This is a genomic window from Cyclobacterium qasimii M12-11B, assembly GCF_000427295.1.
GTDB lineage: Bacteria > Bacteroidota > Bacteroidia > Cytophagales > Cyclobacteriaceae > Cyclobacterium > Cyclobacterium qasimii.
In genome coordinates, this window is record NZ_ATNM01000163.1 from 25106 (window position 1) to 43773 (window position 18668).

An 18668-nucleotide genomic window follows, 5' to 3' on the forward strand; every position below is an offset into this window, starting at 1 on the left:
AACAATATGATAAACATGCCATTAAGTTATTAACCCTCTCATTTAATATGAAATATACTTTCTTAATTTTATGCCTTTACTTCCTGTCTTTTCAAGGAGTTATTTCTCAGGATCAGCCCAATATCATATTGATAATGGCTGATGATTTGGGTTATGAAGCTTTGGCAGCTTATGGGAATGACTATAACCAAACGCCCCACCTGGATGAGATGATTGCCGGAGGTATGAAGTTTGAAAACACCCATTCTATGCCTTTGTGTACACCTTCAAGGGTACAGTTAATGACCGGGAAATATAATTTTAGAAATTACCGGGGTTTTGGAATCCTTGATCCTAAGGAAACTACTTTTGGCCATCTTTTAAAAGAAGAGGGCTATGCTACCTGCATCGTAGGGAAATGGCAACTGTATGGGAATGCGAAACAAAGAGAATTGGCTGCTGGTCAAGGGGGAAGTTTGCCACTTGAGGCAGGTTTCGATAATTATAGATTATGGCAAGTTAAGGAACTTGGCTCCAGGTATAAAGATCCCCTATTGGATAGCAGGGAGACGGGCATAGAACTGTTCGAGGGAAAATATGGCCCGGATCTTTTTGTAGATTACCTGGAGAGCTTTATGGAAAAAAATACTACCAAACCATTCTTTGCCTATTTCCCAATGGTTTTGACACATGATCCTTTTGAGCCCATTCCAAGTTCAACGGCCTTTTCGGATTATGATCCAAAAACCCGCTTAAATGAACCTGAATTATTTCCTGATATGGTGGAGCATATGGACCATTTGGTAGGGCGCATCATTCAGAAGGTAAATGATCTTGGGATAGCTGAAAATACCCTGATCCTCTTTATTGGTGACAATGGCACGGATCGAGACGTGACCTCAACTGTAAATGGTGTGTTATTGCAAGGAAACAAAGGGTATACAAATGATTTGGGTACGCATGTTCCCATGATCGCTTATTGGCCAGGTAAAATTAAGGCAGGAAGCGTCAATCAAAACCTCATAGATTTCACTGATTTTGTCCCTACCTTATTGGAGGCTTCAGGAGCTGATGCGGACAGTGATGCCGTATTTACGGATGGAATAAGCTTTTATCCACAACTCATGGGGAATGAAAACCCTAAAATAAAAGGGAGTGGGTCTTTTGCCATTACGCTCCAAATTGGGGGAAATTTGCACCAAAAACATTTGTTCACAATACCGATTTAAAGCTTTACAAAAATGGAGAAATCTATCTATTGAAGGAGGATTTGTATGAAAAAAATCCAGTGAAAAAATCAGATCTCGATAAAAATTCACTAAAAGTTATTAAGCGTTTTGAAAAGGTTTTAAAGAAAATGGACAGCTGATCCTTTTCTTTTTAAGCTATTGTTTTCTTATCCAACCAAAAGATTGGCCTGTAAACAGTCAATGGCCATCCTATTAAGCACAAGGATGGCTATTGACTGTCTTTTTAACCTGAGTTTGATTAAAGAATACGAATTGATATCGGCATTGTTGGTGATATAATCCCCATTCCCTCCTTAAAAGAAGGATTTACTGATCTGCTTTTTCTGTGCCTATTTAATGTAATTCGTAAGAAATGCTGGTAAAGGCAACCATGCACCTTATCGCATTACCTGATCTACAATAGAAACCTTAATTTTGGTGCTGAAGAAAATATTGGATCAAATCCTCAGGTCTTCTTAATGATTGAACAATTTCATCGTCCAACTCCATATGTAGCACATTCTCTACGTCAAAGATCAACCCATTTAAAAACACCTTGTCAAAACCAAGGTCTTTCACAAAATCAGCCTGTCTGACTTTAGCCACTGGAGCAATGCCATATTGGCCAAACACTTCAACAATCGCTTTTAATCTAGTATAATTATTCATTTCTAACGATTTAAATTCCCGGTTCACGAAAGCCACAAGCTACTCATGTTTAAACGGTTACAACTATGTATTATTTTATAAATTAAAGAATAAGGATAGTAGGCAGTAATTGGTATCCTACACTGCCTACTCCTATATCTTATTATAACCTCAACTAGACATATTCTGCAACTTCTGATTCAGCTTCAGACAGTTCTGTCTCTTCTATCACTATTTCCTTCTTCTTATCCTTACCAAACCTGGCCAGTATCCGGTCAAATACATAGTATATCACTGGTACAATAACCATCGTTAGAAACATTGAAGAAATCAAGCCACCGATAAGGGCCCAAGCCAAACCATTTTTCCATTCAGCGCCTGCTCCCGAAGCAAGGGCAATCGGCATCATACCAAAAACCATGGCAAGCGTAGTCATCAAGATCGGTCGAAACCTTATCTCCACCGCTTTGACCAAGGCTGCCTTAACTTCCACTCCTGCAGCTTTTAACTGGTTGGCAAAATCCACCAACAAAATCGCATTTTTGGCTACCAAGCCCATTAGCATAATCAATCCAAGAATACTAAATATACTTAGAGAAGATCCTGACATGGCCAAAGCCAGTAAGGCACCAATGATGGCCAAGGGTAAGGAAAACATCACTACCAAAGGATATACGTAATTGTCATACAAAGCGACCATAATCAAATAAATCAATAGAATGGAGGCCATTAAGGCAATTCCCAAACTCCCAAAGCCTTCTTCCTGCATTTTAAGGTCTCCCTCATAGGCAATGGTTACTTCACTTGGCAAGTCAAGGGTTGCAATTCGGGCTTGTATTTCTGCCCCTACTGTACCCGTAGGACGTCCGGAAACCTGAGAATTAACAGATACTGAAGTAATCCGATTTTGTCGTGTAAGTTTGCTTGGTCCTTCCGAAGGGGTTGCTGTAGCAAATTGTTTTAGCAAGATTGCCTCGCCCCTCTTGTTCACAAAGGTTAAATTTTCAATGTCAGTGACCGCTTTTCTATCAAATTCATCGAGCCTGATATTAATATCATACTCAAAATCCCCATCTCTATATTTGGTGTCTGTATTCCCATTGAAAGCGACCTGCATGGTACCGCCAACTAAGGCCATATCCAAACCCAGATCTGCCATTTTGGCCCGGTCCACTTCAACACTTATCTCAGGATTTCCATCTTCCAGAGAAGTTTCTACTTTTCTAGTACCAGGAACTTGTATGACTTCTGCCATTACCTCATTTGAAAAGGATTTTAATGTAGCCAAATCAGGACCAGAAAGTAAAATCTGTATTGGAGCATCACTCGCAGTACCTGTGATGGCAATAGGCACTGCAGTAAATTCAGCACCAACGATGTTTTCTTCCAAGGCGATCTCCACCTCTCGAGAAAACTCAGGAGCTGTCTTGTTTCTCTGTTCTGAAGGAACCATTTTAATGGTGAGTTCAGCAGCATAAGGTGTGGATGTAGCACCTGAAAATCCTCCCGTAGTCTGGCCAACAGAGGTAAAAACTCCGGTGATTTCTGGGTATTGTCTTAAGAAATGTTCCACTTCCATCGTAGTGAAATTGGTTTCTTCTAAAGTAGAAGATTTAGGAAGTTCTATTCTAACAATAAATTCCCCTTTATCTCCCTGCCCAATAAATTCACTTCCGATAAAACCTTTACTTACAAGCATAAAGGAAGAAATAAATAGGGCAAGAGTAGCTATCAAAGTGATTGCTTTATTATTAAAAGCCCATTTAAGAATACCTGTTAACCAGTCTACTATATTGTCCAATATCTTTTCAAAACCATTGATTATTTTTCCAAAAATACTCTTTGGATTAATGTGTTCTAATTTTGAAAACCTTGATGTAAGTAATGGTATTAAGGTAAAAGCAACCAATAAACTGATCAAGGTAGCCACTGCAACTGTGATACTGAATTGGGTTAATATACCAGCAATTAAACCACCCGTCATTGACAATGGAACAAATACCACAACGATTACAAGCGTAATGGATAGCACTGTACCACCAATTTCACGGATCCCGTCATAGGATGCCTGTACGGCGGTCTTGCCTTTTTCCATGTGTCGGTAGATATTTTCAATCACCACAATGGCATCATCCACCAAAATACCTACTACAAGTGAAAGTGCAAGTAAGCTCATCAGGTTTAGCGTAAACCCTGCCAAATACATAACTGTAAAGGTTGCCACAATAGATGCAGGCACGGCTATCATTACAATTACCGCATTTCTGATACTATGTAAAAACAACAACATAATAATAGCCACCAGAACGACTGCAATAATCAAATCATGAATAACAGCATTCGCTGCATCCAGTGTAAAAGTTGAACTGTCCTGTGAAACCTCAAATCTAAGATCATTTCCTCCATAGGTTTTTTCCAGTCCTGAAAGAGCCGAAGTAATGTCTTTCGCAACATCTACTGCATTCGCATCGGATTGCTTTTGAATAGAAATCCCTATGGCGGCATTGCCATTTAGTCTACTCAGAACTTCATCATCTTTCTTAGAATCCACTACCTCAGCCAAATCCTTAATCCTAATGGTGGATTGACCATTTTGGGCAACCACCAGATCATTGATTTCTTCAACTGACCGAAATTTGCCTGCCAAACGAATCAGGATTTGTTCATCATCATTTTTCAGTTTACCAGTAGGGAAATCCAGGTTTTCAGATGCGATGGCCTGATTGACCTGAAGTGGGGAAATCCCCAAGGCTTCAAGCTTATTTTGGTTTAGGTTAACTTTTATTTCTCTTTCAGTTCCACCCAATAAGTTCACCTGAGCCACCCCATCTATTTGAGCCAATGTGGGCTGAATACGCTGATCCATCAGATCATAAAATTCTGTAGCATTCAAATTCGAATAAGCACCCAATTGCATAATGGGCATATCATCCAAACTAAACTTACCCAATGAAGGAGGATCGGCATCTTCTGGAAGGTCTCCCAGTATGGCGTCAATTTTACGTTGTGCATCCTGCAAGACAATGTCCACATCCACCTCATCTTTGAGTTCAATGGTGATGATTGAAAAGCTTTCCAGCGAAGTAGATTTCATGACATCAAGCCCTTCCAGGGATGCCAGTGCATCTTCCAGTTTACGGGTGACGGAATTTTCTACCTCGGAAGGTGCTGATCCTGGATATAGTGTGGATACAGTGACTATATTTGAACTAAACTTGGGTAAAAGCTCATACGACATTTGACTGTAGGAAAATATCCCCAACGAAGTCAATATGGTAAACAGTACCACCACAATGGTGGACCTTTGAATCGATATTTTTGTAATTTGCATCGCTTTTCTATTGTAGTTCGGTTACAGCCATTCCATCCTTAAGGTTGATCAAACCAGAAGTAATTACCTTTTCACCAATATTCAAGCCGTCTAAAAGCATCAATTTATTATCACCTAACTGGGATATTTTGATCTTTTTCAAAACAGCTTTTCCATTTTCTAAAGTATAGACTTCAGGGTTTTTAACTCCCCTCACTAAAGAGGTTCTTTCTATTAAAATAGCATCCTGGGCAGGGTAATCAAAGGTGGCATAAGCGAACATACCTGGCTTGATTTTTTCAGAAGTTTCTTTCAACTCAATTTCAACCTGATACTTTAAAGAGGCATCTCCTTTACTGCTTGTGAAGGATACTTTACCACTAAATTGTTGGTCAGGGATCACTCCTACTTTTACCTGAACTTCATCCCCTACCTTAATATTGGCAATCTCCATTTCTGCTACCTGCACTACCAATTTCAAAGGGTTCACATTTACTATTTCTACTACATCCATTCCAGGATTCAATAGCGTACCTATTTCAATAAAATCCTCATTGATATATCCTGAGATGGGGGCGGTTATTACTGTATTGGACAATCTTCTTTTGATCATTTTGATCTCTGAAGCGCCCATTGTATGTGCATTCTGAATTTCTTCAAGTTGCTTTTCGGTAATGGCCTCAGTTCCGGCTAGGTTTTCATACCTGCCCAGGTCACGGGTATATTGGCTGAATATTGTTTCAGCAATTGAAAGTTCTGCTTGTAAAATCTCATCATCCAACCTGGCAATTACATCTCCTTTTTTGACATAATCTCCTTTGTCCTTCAAAATCCTAACAACCTTACCATTCCCTTCGGATTTAAGTATTAGCTCTTGACTTGGAATAAAAGAACCATTGGTCATAAACGAAAGTGAATTTGACGTTTTAGCGACCACTTGGGTTCTCACAGGAATGTATTCACTGGTTTTCATCGCTTGCTCAGCTTTGACTCCCATTTCTTGTTTGTTATTGAAAAGTGTAAAGCCAATAACTGCAGCTAAAAACACTATAACCAAGGGTGTGATTAATTTTTTCATAATTATTTAAGACAATATCTCTAAGTTCTGTATTATTTTATTGCGCAATTTTTTCTATCTGACCTGTTGATTGATAAAGGTCCGCTTCAGCAGTTTTAACATTGATTATCTGATTAAAATAGGCAGCACGTGCTTCTCTTAAGGAAGTTTCTGAGTCCAAGACATCTGTTAATGGAGAAAGTCCTTCTCGGTACAGCTGACTGGTTTCATCAAATATTGTCTCAGAAAGCACCAAATTTGATTGTTGTGCTTCCAGACTTTTCAGACTATTCTTCATTTTCTTGAAGGCATTTAAGTAGGCCGCTTGCGCGTTTTGCTCTGCTAAATACTGATCATGTCTTAATTTTTCACTTTGTACCTTGGCTTGAGCAACTTTATACTTCCGTTGATTTCCATCAAAAATTGGAATGTTTAATTGTATGCCAACCAAAGAGCCCCTATACCATTGGTGACTACTCGATAAAAAATCAAAAGAGTTTGAAAAAGCATTGTAATTCAAATCAGCAAAGGCAGCAATCGTGGGATAATAGCCTGATTTTATATTCTTTATATTGAGTGATTGCAGTTCTTGTTGTTTGTCTAAAACTTGAAGATCATAGCGACCCCCTAAATCCGGATCCGAAACCAGAACTTGTTCGGAACTGGTCTTTTCATCAAAATCATAGGCTGCAAGTTCCAATTCAGTAGTTACTGGAATCCCCATAACTAACTTTAGGTAATTACTTCTTTGTTCAATTAGCGTCTCTAGATTATCTATTTCAGTTTCTAAACTTGTTAGGTTCACTTTTACACGATTATAATCTACTTTCCTGGCAAGATCATTTTCATATTGAGATTTGATGATGCCTTCTAATTTCACAAGTTTGTCGTGGTTGGCTTCAAGGTTTAACATTTGAAGTTCCGTAGCAATCACTCCATAATAATTCAGTGCGATGTCATAAATGATGTCTTCAGAGGTCATGTTTGTCACCAGTTGGTAAAATTCTTCTGAAGTTTTGGCAGCTTTTAATCCAATTAAATAGGACTGACTGAAAACCAGTTGATTTAGCTTAAACCCACCTTTTAAACTTTGAGGTACACCAAAAGCAATTACATCAACCCCGTTTGGATCAGAATTGGGATCCAATATTCCTCCGGGAATCGCTTGTGGATATACATCAATAAAATTGTTATAGTTACCATAAGCCTCTAATTGAGGCAATCCTGAACCTATAATTTCTTTTCTTAGGTATTCAGCTTCCTGTTCTTCTAAGATTGATTTCTTTATTTCTGCGTTGTTTTTCAATCCCAGTTCTATGCATTCCTTCAAAGTAAATCCATCCACCCCTGTTCCTTGAGCACGAACCATCCCTCCAAATAAGAGCATTAATAGTAGGGGTATCCAATTTTGTTTTTTCATTTTATTTAATTGTATTATAAGTAGTAATGTGTAGTATGTTCTGTAATTAGTGAACCAAATAAACCAAAAAAAATCACTCGATTTGTTTCTTGTATTTTTCAATCAACTTAGGCAATTCAGCTTCCATGAATTGCATGAAATTTGATACTTCTTTTAAATAAGAATTAAACTCTTCATTTTTATTACCTCTTAATGAAATAATCTCTTCAATAATTTCATTGAATTTAAAGACTTTTCTAAGGTCATCTTGAATGTCAACTTTCCAATTTCTAATTTTTAACCTGAAATAACGCTTACGTTCACCAGGCTTGGTAATGTATTCAACTTTATTTTGACTTTGCAATAAAGTAAGCGCTTGACTTACTGCACTTTTACTTACGAACAAGCATTTTTGAATGTCTTCAAAGGTAGCTTCAGCATCATCTGCCACCATCAATAAACCAATGATTCTACCTAGAATTGGCTGATTTCCTTTGGTCTCAAAGAAAACACCAATCCTTTCAATAATCTGTTGTTGATCTGCGGTTAGTGTCATATTCTTTAAATTATTTTAGTCTATTAACGCCACAAAGATACAAAGGGTTTTGTTGGTTCATAATTTTATGAACCAAATATTTATTAAAATTCCATTTTTTTCTGATTACCTGCCTCAATGCGCTTTAAAATCAGTTTTTATTGTAGAAAATAGAATGAGAAGATCATACATTCACTAAGATTTGGGTTTTTCCTACAGAAGCTATCCTCATAAATGAATTATAGTCTTATTTTTCTGCCCTCAATAATTGCTTATTAAATTAGTCATACCACTCCTACAAAAAGTTAATCGTTATAGATGATCTAATGAATTGGCAAGCAATATGGTCCAATTAACTTTATTTCAAATCTCTTTTTATCTTTAACTGAAATTAACTTTAAAATATTATTCTTCTAATCAATCGTTTTTAGGGCTATTATGAACTTATTGGTTCTGTTAAAGATGCAAAAAGCAACCCACCTGAAATTATACATGTGATTGTTGTGGACCGTTTTAGCCCAACATACCTAATCAATTATTCTTTCCAATTGGTATGAAATGCTTTATCCGGATCTCCATCATTCCTTCTATAGGTGTGAGCACCAAAATAATCCCTTTGTGCCTGAATCAGGCTAGCAGCGGAATTGGCAGTAGTTACCCCTAAGAAATAGTTAATCGCATTGGATAAAACTGGCACCGGAAATCCATTTTGCAAGGCTTGGCCTACTACATAGGATAAATCTCCTTGGTAACTTTTTAAAGCGGTGATCGCTTCATAGTTGAGCAAAATATGGTTGCTTTCCTTAAAAATATCTACCAATTCTTCCATCAGTTTAGACCTGATAATACAGCCATTTGTCCATATTCTAGCGATTTCAGAGAAGTTAAGTGCCCAATTGTTCTTTTCTGAAACTTCCAGCATTAGGGAAAAACCTACTTCATGGTTGATAATTCTTGTCGCTTGGTAAGCAGCTTGTAGCTTGTCTAGAAAATTCTCCAAATCTTCAATGCCAGTAAACCTATCAAGGTTATACAAGCCTGAAGCGATCATTCGAAGTCCTTTTCTTGCGGAAAGATTTCTGGCCATTACTGCTTCAGAAAGCACGCCATAAGGTACTCCGTATTCCAACGCGGTATTTACCGACCAGCCTCCTGTACCTTTTTGAGCTGCCTGGTCCAGGATTTTGTCTATCAAAGGTTCCCCATCCTCGTATTTTCTAAGAATGTCTATGGTGATCTCCAATAAATAACTGGCAAGGTCACTGTCCATCCATTTTTCAAAAATGTCCGCAATTTCTAGCGAAGAAAGGTCCAGGTAGTTTCGCATCAGGTAATACACTTCAGAAATGGCCTGCATTTCCCCATATTCTATGCTGTTGTGCACCATTTTTACAAAGTGCCCTGCTCCTCCTGGTCCTGCATAAGTTACGCAGGGTTTGCCTTGAAAGTCTTTGGCAGCTATCACTTCAAGGTAAGGTGCAATCTTAGAAAAACCATCCTTGTCACCTCCAGGCATGATTGATGGACCTCTTCTCGCTCCTTCTTCCCCTCCTGATACTCCGGTTCCTACAAATAGAATGCCTTTCTCTTTCAATAATTCCGCTCTTGCATTGGTGTCTTTATAGAATGAATTTCCTCCATCTACAAGGATATCTCCAGGATTCAATAGCGGGATAAGTTCATTGATCTGAAGATCCACCGCATTGCCTGCTGGAATCATCAATAATATTGATTTTGGTGAAGAAAGGGAAGCAACAAAGGATTGTATATTTTCAAACGGTTGGATATTGTTGTAGCCAGGGTTTTCTTCTAATACTTTTTCGGCCACACGTACTTCCTTCCCTTCGACATACCTATTATAGATGGAAAGGCTAACTCCTTTGTCAGCTAAGTTCAGGGCGAGACTCTTCCCCATTACACCCATTCCAATTACTCCAAAATCAGCCTGATTTTCCATTTCTTTGATGTTTTTTATTATGTTTTCAACAATTATTTCGGGGGTATTGTCAATGGTTATTTTCCACCCATATTCAGGAATTTCCAATGCTTCCATTTGAGAGGTCAATAAGGCAGGATTCATAAAGTGCCCTACCCTTGCATCCAGGCGTTCCTCTACCAAAGATTTACTCCCATCCAAAAGTACCCATTCTATATTTGGCACTACTTTAAGAATGTTCCGGTATTTTTCATTTAAAGCGGAACAAGCCAAAACTGCCCCATTTTCTTTGGAGCAAACTTTCAGCTTTTCAGCCACATTGTTCAGCCATGGAATCCTGTCTTCATCTTCTAAAGGCGTCCCAGCATTCATTTTGGTTTTATTGGCTTTGGGATGGAAATCATCTGCATCTAAAAATGGAACTCCCATTTTATTTGCCAATAATTGGCCAATAGTACTTTTTCCACAACCCGTAACCCCGTAAACAATTATAATCATAAACGAAAATATGAAATTCAGCCGGATCAAACCATTTTAAATGGCTAATTTTGTTAATTGAACCATATCAATATTGTTGGATGTTATAGACGGAATTTGCGTTCATGGAAAAACAGAATATGACTCAACGTAAGAAAAGAGTAGTAGTAGGTCTCTCAGGAGGTGTTGATAGCTCTGTTACCGCCTACTTATTGAAAGAGCAGGGGTATGAGGTGATAGGCATGTTTATGAAGAATTGGCATGACGAATCGGTTACGATATCCAACGAATGCCCCTGGGTAGAGGACAGTACCGATGCCATGCTGGTTGCCCAAAAATTGGGTATACCCTTTCAGGCCATTGACTTAAGTGAAGACTATAAAACAAGAATTGTTGAATACATGTTTGCCGAATACAAGGCTGGAAGAACCCCGAATCCAGACATACTTTGTAACAGGGAAATAAAATTCGATATTTTCTTAAAGGCCGCGATGAAGCTTAAAGCTGATTTTGTTGCCACCGGACATTACTGTCAAAAAGACGAACTCATTGTTGATGGCAAACCTATGTTCAGGCTACTTGCCGGTGCAGATGCCAATAAAGACCAGAGTTATTTTTTATGTCAACTTAACCAAGAGCAATTAAGCAAAGCTTTGTTTCCGATTGGCCATCTGCAAAAATCGGAGGTCAGGGTAATTGCCAAAGAACAGGAATTGATCACGGCAGAAAAAAAGGACAGCCAAGGCTTGTGCTTTATTGGAAAGGTAAAGCTGCCAGATTTTCTACAACAACAACTTAAGCCTAAAAAAGGCAATATATTGTCCGTACCTGCTGATGCCCCAATCTTTGCCAATCATGGTATTCCTGCCGGCATTGAGATGGAAGATCTTGACAAGGAACAATTGGAAGAAATTTGTTGGCCATTAAGCTATAATAAAGACATGGGAGAAAAGGTAGGTGAGCACAACGGCGCACATTACTTTACTATTGGGCAGCGGAAGGGCTTGAATGTTGGGGGAACCGGTAAACCATTGTTTATTATCGCCACGGACACTAGCGAAAACATTATTTATACAGGTTTGGGTGAAGACCATCCAGGCCTTTTACGGTATGGTTTACATGTGAAAAATGAAGACATCCATTGGCTAAGACCTGATAAAACCTTAAAAGTAGGTGAATCAGCTAAATACCTGGCCAGAATAAGGTACCGTCAACCCTTGTCACAAGCTACTTTACTTATGAGAGAAGATGGCTTGTACGTGTTGTTTGACGATGCTCAAAAAGGCATTGCCTCTGGACAATTTGTGGCCTGGTATGAAGGCGAGGAAAGCATAGGATCGGGCGTAATTTTTTAATATGAATCAACTCCCTATTATTTTCGAAGACGATGAATACATAGCCATCAATAAGCCTGCTGGGGTATTGGTACATAAGACACCTCTTGAGAAGGATCCTGAGGCCTTATTTGCCGTGCAAATACTGGAAGAACAAGTTGGCTATAAGGTTTATCCTATGCATAGAATTGACCGTCCAACTACTGGTGTTTTACTTTTTGGAAAGCGTTCCAAAGCAGCTTCAATGCTTCAACCTCAATTCTTTGATAACTCCATTAAAAAATATTACCTGTCCGTTGTCAGGGGGTACCTTCCAGAGGCACATGGCATAATTGACCATCCTTTGGCAAAAGACATGAAGTCTTTAATGCAAGAGGCCCGTACTGAATACTGGTCCCTGGAGAGTACTGAGGTGCCTTACGTCTCTTCAGACAGGTACGCTACCAGCAGGTATTCTTTGGTCAAAGTATATCCACATACAGGCAGAATGCATCAAATACGTAGGCATTTTGCTCATTTAAGACATTATATTATCGGTGATACGACCCATGGTGACAATAAGCAAAATAATTTTTTTGCTTCTCAATTTCGTCTTGCCAATATGATGCTGCATGCTTGGGAATTGAATTTTACCCAACCCTTTTCCAATCAGGCAATAACTATTAATGCTGACATTCCAGAGCATTTCAAAAAAACCATGAATGATCTTAATTTGTCTGGAGCCGAAATAATGGATCAATCACTTAAATTGTAAATAATCCAAAAACAAGCAATTAATACATATGATAAACCTAAAACATTTACCTACTGTAGTTGTCCTAATGGTGTTTACTCTTATGAGTACGCAGGGAATTGCACAAAAAGAGAACATCGATAAGGTATTGGGAAGAGCAGAGGCCCTTTCTCATTTTAAATTCTTAGCCTCAGATGAGCTGAAAGGTAGAGATCCTGTCCGTCCAGAAATTGACATTGCTGCCTTTTATATTGCGAATGAATTTGAGCGATATGGTGCGACCCCCATCAATAATTTAAATGGCTATTATCAATATGTTCCCTTTGTAAATTCAACACCTCCTACCGTTGGCACTGTGAAGTGGAAAGGTAGCAAGCTAAACCATGGCGAAGACCTGTTGATATTAGGTGGAGCTGATATTTCCGGGGAATATGACATGGTAGTGGTTGGTTATGGTTTTGAGGAAGATTACGAGGGGAAAGATGTAAAAGACAAGTGGGTTGTGGCCAGGGTTGGCGCACCAAACAGGCTAAGTCCTCCAGCGCTTTTTGAGGCTGGAAGGGAAAAACTTGCAATTGCCCAATCCAAAGGTGCAATAGGGTTGATTGAAATGTACAATGTACCTACCACGCCTTGGCGAATGTTGGTGAATTTCCTCAATAAGCCTCAATTAAGCATAGACATTGATCCTGAAGGTAACAGTTCCTTTCCATACTTATGGGTAAAAGACCTGAAAGGTACCATGATCAAATCCATTGCCAATGGCAAAAATGCTATGGAAGTGGAGATCAAGGGAAAAACGAATAGAAAGATTAAGGGTAGAAATGTGGTAGCCATCATAGAAGGAACAGACCCTAATTTAAAAGATGAATATGTGATGCTTTCTGCGCATTACGATCATTTGGGAATAGGCCAACCCAATGCTGAAGGGGATTCCATCTACAATGGCGCGAGAGACAATGCTGTAGGTACTGCGGCATTGATTCAGGCAGCCAATTATTTTGGTGAAAACCCTCCTAAAAGGTCGATCTTGCTTTGTGCCTGGACGGCTGAAGAAAAAGGATTGCTTGGATCCTCCTATTTTTCAGATAATCCTCCTTTACCGTTAAAGCAAATTGTTTTCAACCTGAACATTGACAATGGAGGCTACAATGACACGAGTCTGGTAACAATAATTGGAATGGGTAGATCCTCTGTAGACCATCATATTTCTGCCGCTGCGGAGGATTTTGGCTTGAAAGCAATTGCTGACCCTGCTCCTGAACAAGGATTATACGATAGATCTGACAATGTTAGTTTTGCCAAAAAAGGCATTCCAGCACCCACTTTCAGTTTGGGCTTTACAGCCTTTGACGAAGAAATAGGAAAGTATTACCATCAGGTTACTGATCAGGTAGACAATTTTGATTTGGATTATGCACTGAAGTACTGGAAATCCTATATACTATCTGCTGAAAAAATTGCAAATGATCCCAAGAGGCCACTATGGGTCGAAGGTGACAAATATGAAAATGCAGCCAAAGCATTGTATGGAAACAGCTATTAATGATAGAAAATAAAAAGGCTGTATTGCAGCAATAAATATTCCGTCATAAGCCCTATTTTTCACAAAGTAGGGCTTATTTATTTGAAGGTATTGGATAAATTTTATTCCTGGAATTTATCCCAGAAATAAAGACATTTCGACCTCGACACTTTGTCAGATTTGCTTTAAAAAAGACTTACAGCCAAGTCTACCATGATTTCAGCCTTTACGATTTTTGGAATTCATCGAATTTGACCATCACCATCAACTTAAAACCATAAATGATTAGAGGAACCAAAATGTTTAAAATAATTGCCTTGAACTAAAAAAATGAATCAAGGCAATGATCATTTTTGTTTAATGCCTTTATATTGACAAAGCACAACGATGTTATCCAACATTAGGTAGTTCAACGGTGAAAACAGTACCTATTGTGGTATTATTTTCAACATAAATTTTACCTCCGTTCAATTCAATAAATTCCTTACAAAGCGCCAATCCCAATCCTGTCCCATTTTCATCATTGGTTCCCTTAGTAGAGATTTTCTCCTCAATTTTAAATATTTTACTTAGGTTCTCTTTGGGAATACCAACACCATTGTCTTGAACAAATACCTTAACCATTTTATTATTTGGAGAGGATTTTATTTTTACTGTTCCTCCTGGGTTTGTAAACTTAATCGCATTAGAAATTAAGTTTCTAAAAACTGTATCGATAGAATTTCTATCGGCAAATACGAACAAGTCCTTACCAATTTCATTTATAAGGGCTATTTTTTACTTTTTGCATTTTGTGTTTGTAGGCTATAATTTACGTCTATAAGGTCCCAAACCGAAACATTCTCAGGGTTAAGTACTATAGCTTCCGTCTGAGACCGTGACCAGCTCAATAAATTCTCTAACAGTTTATAGAGTTGAGAACTAGAGTTGTGAATCTCCTGTAACATGTTGGTTTTTTCAGTTTCTGAAAAATGCTCTGGATTTTTCAACAATAAGTCTAAAAGCACCAATAAGCCTGAAAATGGACTGCGTAAATCATGTGCCAAAATGGAGAAAAATTTATCCTTGGTTTTAATAGTGTGCTGTAATTCTTTGGTTCTTTCTTTAACCGTAATCTCCAGGTCATTTTTCACACTTACCAACACATTTTCTTTATTCTGTCTCAAATTTATAATGATATTTATCATTATAAACCCAACTGTAAACAAAGCTAAAATTATGAATATTAGAATATTACGCATAAAAAGGTAGCCTTTTAATGCCTCTGCTCTGTCAATTTTTGTAGTAATACCAATATTCAATTCATCATCCCAAATGCAAACCTCATAAACATCCTTTCCTCTTTGGTCTTTAATTTCATTTAAAGCATAGCCCTTACACAATTCCAAATCATGAGTAAAACCTGATTTAGATGAGTCAGCCTTGACATCTTCTAAATCCTCCGTATGATTCAATTGTTCCTCAAAACGACTGGTTGTAACCGTTTTCCCAAATCTGTTAAAGCCATAGGATTCTCCGGTCTCTCCTATCCTACCCAATTCCAATATTCTGGAGAAATCTTTTTTAGTATCCAACCGAATAGAAAATGCGGCAATTATATTACCCTGATTAATTATAGGCGTTACTAAAAACATGGTATGCCACTTCTCATCACTGTATTTGCTATCCAAGGCGACATCAGATTTAATAGGGGGAATCAATACTGTTTCACCATCAAGCAATACTTTATCGAGTAAATATTTATTTTCCTTAGCCATTAAATTCAAACTGCCAGTATTGGCATTTCGCATCGAAAAAACACTTACATAGTTTGGAGCAATAAGAAAAACACCCAAATCTTCATTTGTACTTAAAATTGGTTGGAAAAACTCTCGCAAATCTGAAGTGATTGGAGAAGAAATCAAAGAAGCTGAATCTTGTTCAAGCAAAAGAATTTCGGAAGTATTCTGTACCAAAAAATTATTTTTCGATAATCCTTTAATGGTATTTTGCCTAAAACGAACCCATTGCTTTAGGGCTTCATGAGAAGATTTATTTACCGTAACAAGAGATGTTTCAACCGTTTTAATATTGAAACTCTTCAATTCTTTTAAGCTAAAAACAACCAAAACAGTAGCAATCAAAAATGAGATTGTTAATAACAAATACTCATGTTTTTTTAGTGACAATAATTTTTTCATAAAAAATTTTAATTAACTCGAAATCAAATTTATAGGAGGATATTGGCACCTACCTTAAAATACTAAAATCAAATTTTGATATTAATTCAATAACATTTTTAAATGCGACTAATGATCTAGAAGCAAGAAGGTTAAAACAATTAATTTGGATTGCGATGGGTGATAAATCTGAAAACAAACTAAAAGTAACAATATTAAAATAGGCTGTTCCGGGAAAAAATAATCTTTATTATTCGGTCTGCAATATAAGTATTATGGAACGATAAAAGTTCAGGTTTTATCATTAATTTACCTCTTTAAAGATGAGCAACATTTTTCTGTATTTTATTGAGGTTTATTGCCATCAGTGACCAAAATTCCGAACGGTTAAATTAGGACTTTGGAATGTTTGATAGAATATTGATACCACTTTTTTTCATAAGTTCACTTGCATTAAAGTCACTACAAATTTTTGGATCTAGTTTATAGCTGAAAATCATTTCATTTCCTTTGATTTCACTATTAAAACTAAAATTTGAAACCAACTTTATATTCCCTGATAGCTTTGCAAGCTCAATATCATGTGTTGCAATAATTCCTGATGTTTTGAGATTACTTAGTTGATTAATCAGTGAAAAACCTCCTTTATACCTATCTTCTGAGTTTGTTCCTTTAAACATTTCATCCAAAAGGAAATATATGTTCTGATTACCTTCTATCAGCTTCAGCAGTTTTTCGATTCTATTTAATTCTGCATAAAAAGAGGAGACACCTTGCATTAAATTATCGTGGGTTCGCATACTTGTATAGACTTTCAGGTTAGTAACCTGTCCATTTTTTGCACAACATGGTGCACCCGCTAAGGCCAAAACCAGGTTTAGGCCAACAGTTCTGAGAAAAGTACTCTTCCCTCCCATATTAGAACCTGTAATCATAATAATCTTACCTGGCGCCTCAGAGTTGAAATCATTTTGGACTCGTTTATTGGAAATTATTAATGGATGACCTAGGGATTCGAAATGTACAAAATTGTCCTTTTCGGTAATTTCCGGAAAGGTATAGGTTGGATTTGAATAGTAAAAACCTGCGAAACTATTCATGACTTCAAACTCGCTTACTACATCAGCCCATGATTTCAAAAAGGCTTTGTTCTTTAATTTCCATTTTTCTGTCCCGATAATCAAATAAATATCAAATAGTAGAAAGCTATTTAACAGAGGGTAAAAGAGATTTGAACCTATGGGAATCTTTTTAATCGGCTTGTTAAGGGCAAAATCCAGCAAATCACATAACCTGTTAATTTCCTGGCTTGCTGAAAACTTACCTTTAATAAGTACCGATTGTAACCTGGTTAATTTCTCAAAACTAAAATTTTGACTTTCAATCTTATTAATAAGAGCCCGATAACTTTTTAAAGTTTTAAGATTTTCTGTTGAAGTAATAACAATATCCACAATCAAGGGCTTTACTTTCCTTAAAATCAAATAATTAGCAGAAAAAATCAATATAATGAAGGATAAATAGACATATCCATAGGGTAATATGGGATGTTTCATTAACAAATAAACATTCAGGATCAATAGCATCGGAAAGGTGATGGCCACTGCTAAATATACTTGGCTATGTTTTAATAAAACAGCTGGTTTTTTTACCCAATCTAATAATTTGAAATAATTATTTTCATTATTCTGAAAACACATACCTGCCGCCTGCAGGTCTTGCCTCCAATCTAATTTTTGAGACAATTCCTTTATGGCTTTTTGCCTATCCTTTATTTCATTGTTAGGAGCAGGTTCAGATAACCATTCTGCCAAGAGAATCCTACCAGATTCTGTGGTGGTTCTATTGATCAATTGAAAAATGGAATGCTCCCCAAAAACATCTAAATCGGAGGTATAAGGGTGATTTTGATTAATAAATCTTTGTCCGGTATCAAATTCATCCAGGATACACTTCTCTCTGAGAATTTCGGATTCATTTATTTTTTTCAAGAATGAGGTATGCTTTTGCAGGTAATCGATCTTGTTTTGATACCTGATAACCAAAGCAAAACACAGTGCTGAAATAGGTATAACAATTAAAAATGGAATGAAGAAATTGTTAATAAAAAAGAATACAAGGATGCTACTTGAAATTAAAAAAACAAGTAATCTAATAAGGGATACTTTGTTCAATAACTTACTAATCTTAAGTAAATTATCATCACATGTTTTGATATTGTCACTGTAAATTTTCAATGGCTGTCAATTCAAAGTAAGTTAAAATTTATATGTTTTATGAGCTTCAATTATGTTCAAGGTACAAGTAACTCACCTTACCAAAGACCTAAAAACTATTCAATAAAAAT

Annotated in this window: 13 protein-coding genes; 4 read left to right on the forward strand and 9 right to left on the reverse strand. The window is 37.2% G+C overall.

The annotated features are described in order from the left end of the window. The first annotated feature begins 47 nt into the window (after positions 1-47). On the forward strand, positions 48-1208 hold the full coding sequence (locus ADICYQ_RS21100) for a sulfatase family protein (protein ID WP_020893367.1): 1161 nt from the start codon (positions 48-50) through the stop codon (positions 1206-1208). Positions 1209-1637: 429 nt separating this feature from the next. Here ADICYQ_RS21100 and ADICYQ_RS21105 read toward each other — a convergent pair whose 3' ends face one another. The 6 genes from ADICYQ_RS21105 to gnd all read right to left on the reverse strand — a co-directional run bounded on the left by ADICYQ_RS21105 (position 1638) and on the right by gnd (position 10591). Continuing rightward, complete coding sequence (locus tag ADICYQ_RS21105; protein ID WP_020893369.1) at positions 1638-1877, reverse strand: acyl carrier protein; 240 nt, start codon at positions 1875-1877, stop codon at positions 1638-1640. A 154-nt stretch (positions 1878-2031) separates the two neighbouring features. Then, positions 2032-5187: an efflux RND transporter permease subunit gene (locus tag ADICYQ_RS21110; protein ID WP_040417422.1), complete on the reverse strand. Its 3156-nt coding sequence runs from the start codon at positions 5185-5187 to the stop codon at positions 2032-2034. 7 nt (positions 5188-5194) lie between these two features. Then, a complete protein-coding gene (locus ADICYQ_RS21115; RefSeq protein ID WP_020893371.1) occupies positions 5195-6244 on the reverse strand; it encodes an efflux RND transporter periplasmic adaptor subunit in 1050 nt (349 codons plus the stop codon). A 37-nt stretch (positions 6245-6281) separates the two neighbouring features. Beyond that, the gene (locus ADICYQ_RS21120) at positions 6282-7643 is read right to left on the reverse strand and encodes a TolC family protein (protein ID WP_020893372.1); all 1362 of its coding nucleotides are present in this window, start codon (positions 7641-7643) and stop codon (positions 6282-6284) included. Positions 7644-7716: 73 nt separating this feature from the next. Next, on the reverse strand, positions 7717-8178 hold the full coding sequence (locus ADICYQ_RS21125; RefSeq protein ID WP_020893373.1) for a GbsR/MarR family transcriptional regulator: 462 nt from the start codon (positions 8176-8178) through the stop codon (positions 7717-7719). 514 nt (positions 8179-8692) lie between these two features. Then, positions 8693-10591: an NADP-dependent phosphogluconate dehydrogenase gene (gene gnd, locus ADICYQ_RS21130; RefSeq protein ID WP_020893374.1), complete on the reverse strand. Its 1899-nt coding sequence runs from the start codon at positions 10589-10591 to the stop codon at positions 8693-8695. Positions 10592-10695: 104 nt separating this feature from the next. Between gnd and mnmA the strand changes: the two genes are divergently transcribed. From mnmA to ADICYQ_RS21145, 3 genes are read left to right on the forward strand one after another with little or no spacing between them, the layout of a single operon-like run. Then, positions 10696-11925 carry a tRNA 2-thiouridine(34) synthase MnmA gene (gene mnmA / locus ADICYQ_RS21135; RefSeq protein ID WP_020893375.1) on the forward strand — a complete coding sequence of 410 codons (1230 nt, stop codon included), beginning with the start codon at positions 10696-10698 and terminating at the stop codon, positions 11923-11925. Between the two features lies 1 nt (position 11926). Continuing rightward, positions 11927-12658, forward strand: a complete 732-nt coding sequence (locus ADICYQ_RS21140) for a pseudouridine synthase (RefSeq protein ID WP_020893376.1) — start codon at positions 11927-11929, stop codon at positions 12656-12658. Between the two features lie 28 nt (positions 12659-12686). Beyond that, positions 12687-14183 (forward strand): M28 family peptidase, encoded by a 1497-nt coding sequence (locus tag ADICYQ_RS21145; protein ID WP_040417423.1) that lies wholly within the window; start codon positions 12687-12689, stop codon positions 14181-14183. A 369-nt stretch (positions 14184-14552) separates the two neighbouring features. Here ADICYQ_RS21145 and ADICYQ_RS26315 read toward each other — a convergent pair whose 3' ends face one another. The 3 genes from ADICYQ_RS26315 to ADICYQ_RS21155 all read right to left on the reverse strand — a co-directional run bounded on the left by ADICYQ_RS26315 (position 14553) and on the right by ADICYQ_RS21155 (position 18312). After that, complete coding sequence (locus tag ADICYQ_RS26315) at positions 14553-14906, reverse strand: sensor histidine kinase (protein WP_020893378.1); 354 nt, start codon at positions 14904-14906, stop codon at positions 14553-14555. 26 nt (positions 14907-14932) lie between these two features. Continuing rightward, entirely contained in the window at positions 14933-16342 is a 1410-nt protein-coding gene (locus tag ADICYQ_RS26320) for a histidine kinase dimerization/phospho-acceptor domain-containing protein (RefSeq protein WP_051160315.1), read from the reverse strand. Positions 16343-16713: 371 nt separating this feature from the next. Continuing rightward, positions 16714-18312, reverse strand: a complete 1599-nt coding sequence (locus ADICYQ_RS21155; protein WP_235114832.1) for a MutS-related protein — start codon at positions 18310-18312, stop codon at positions 16714-16716. Positions 18313-18668: the final 356 nt, after the last annotated feature.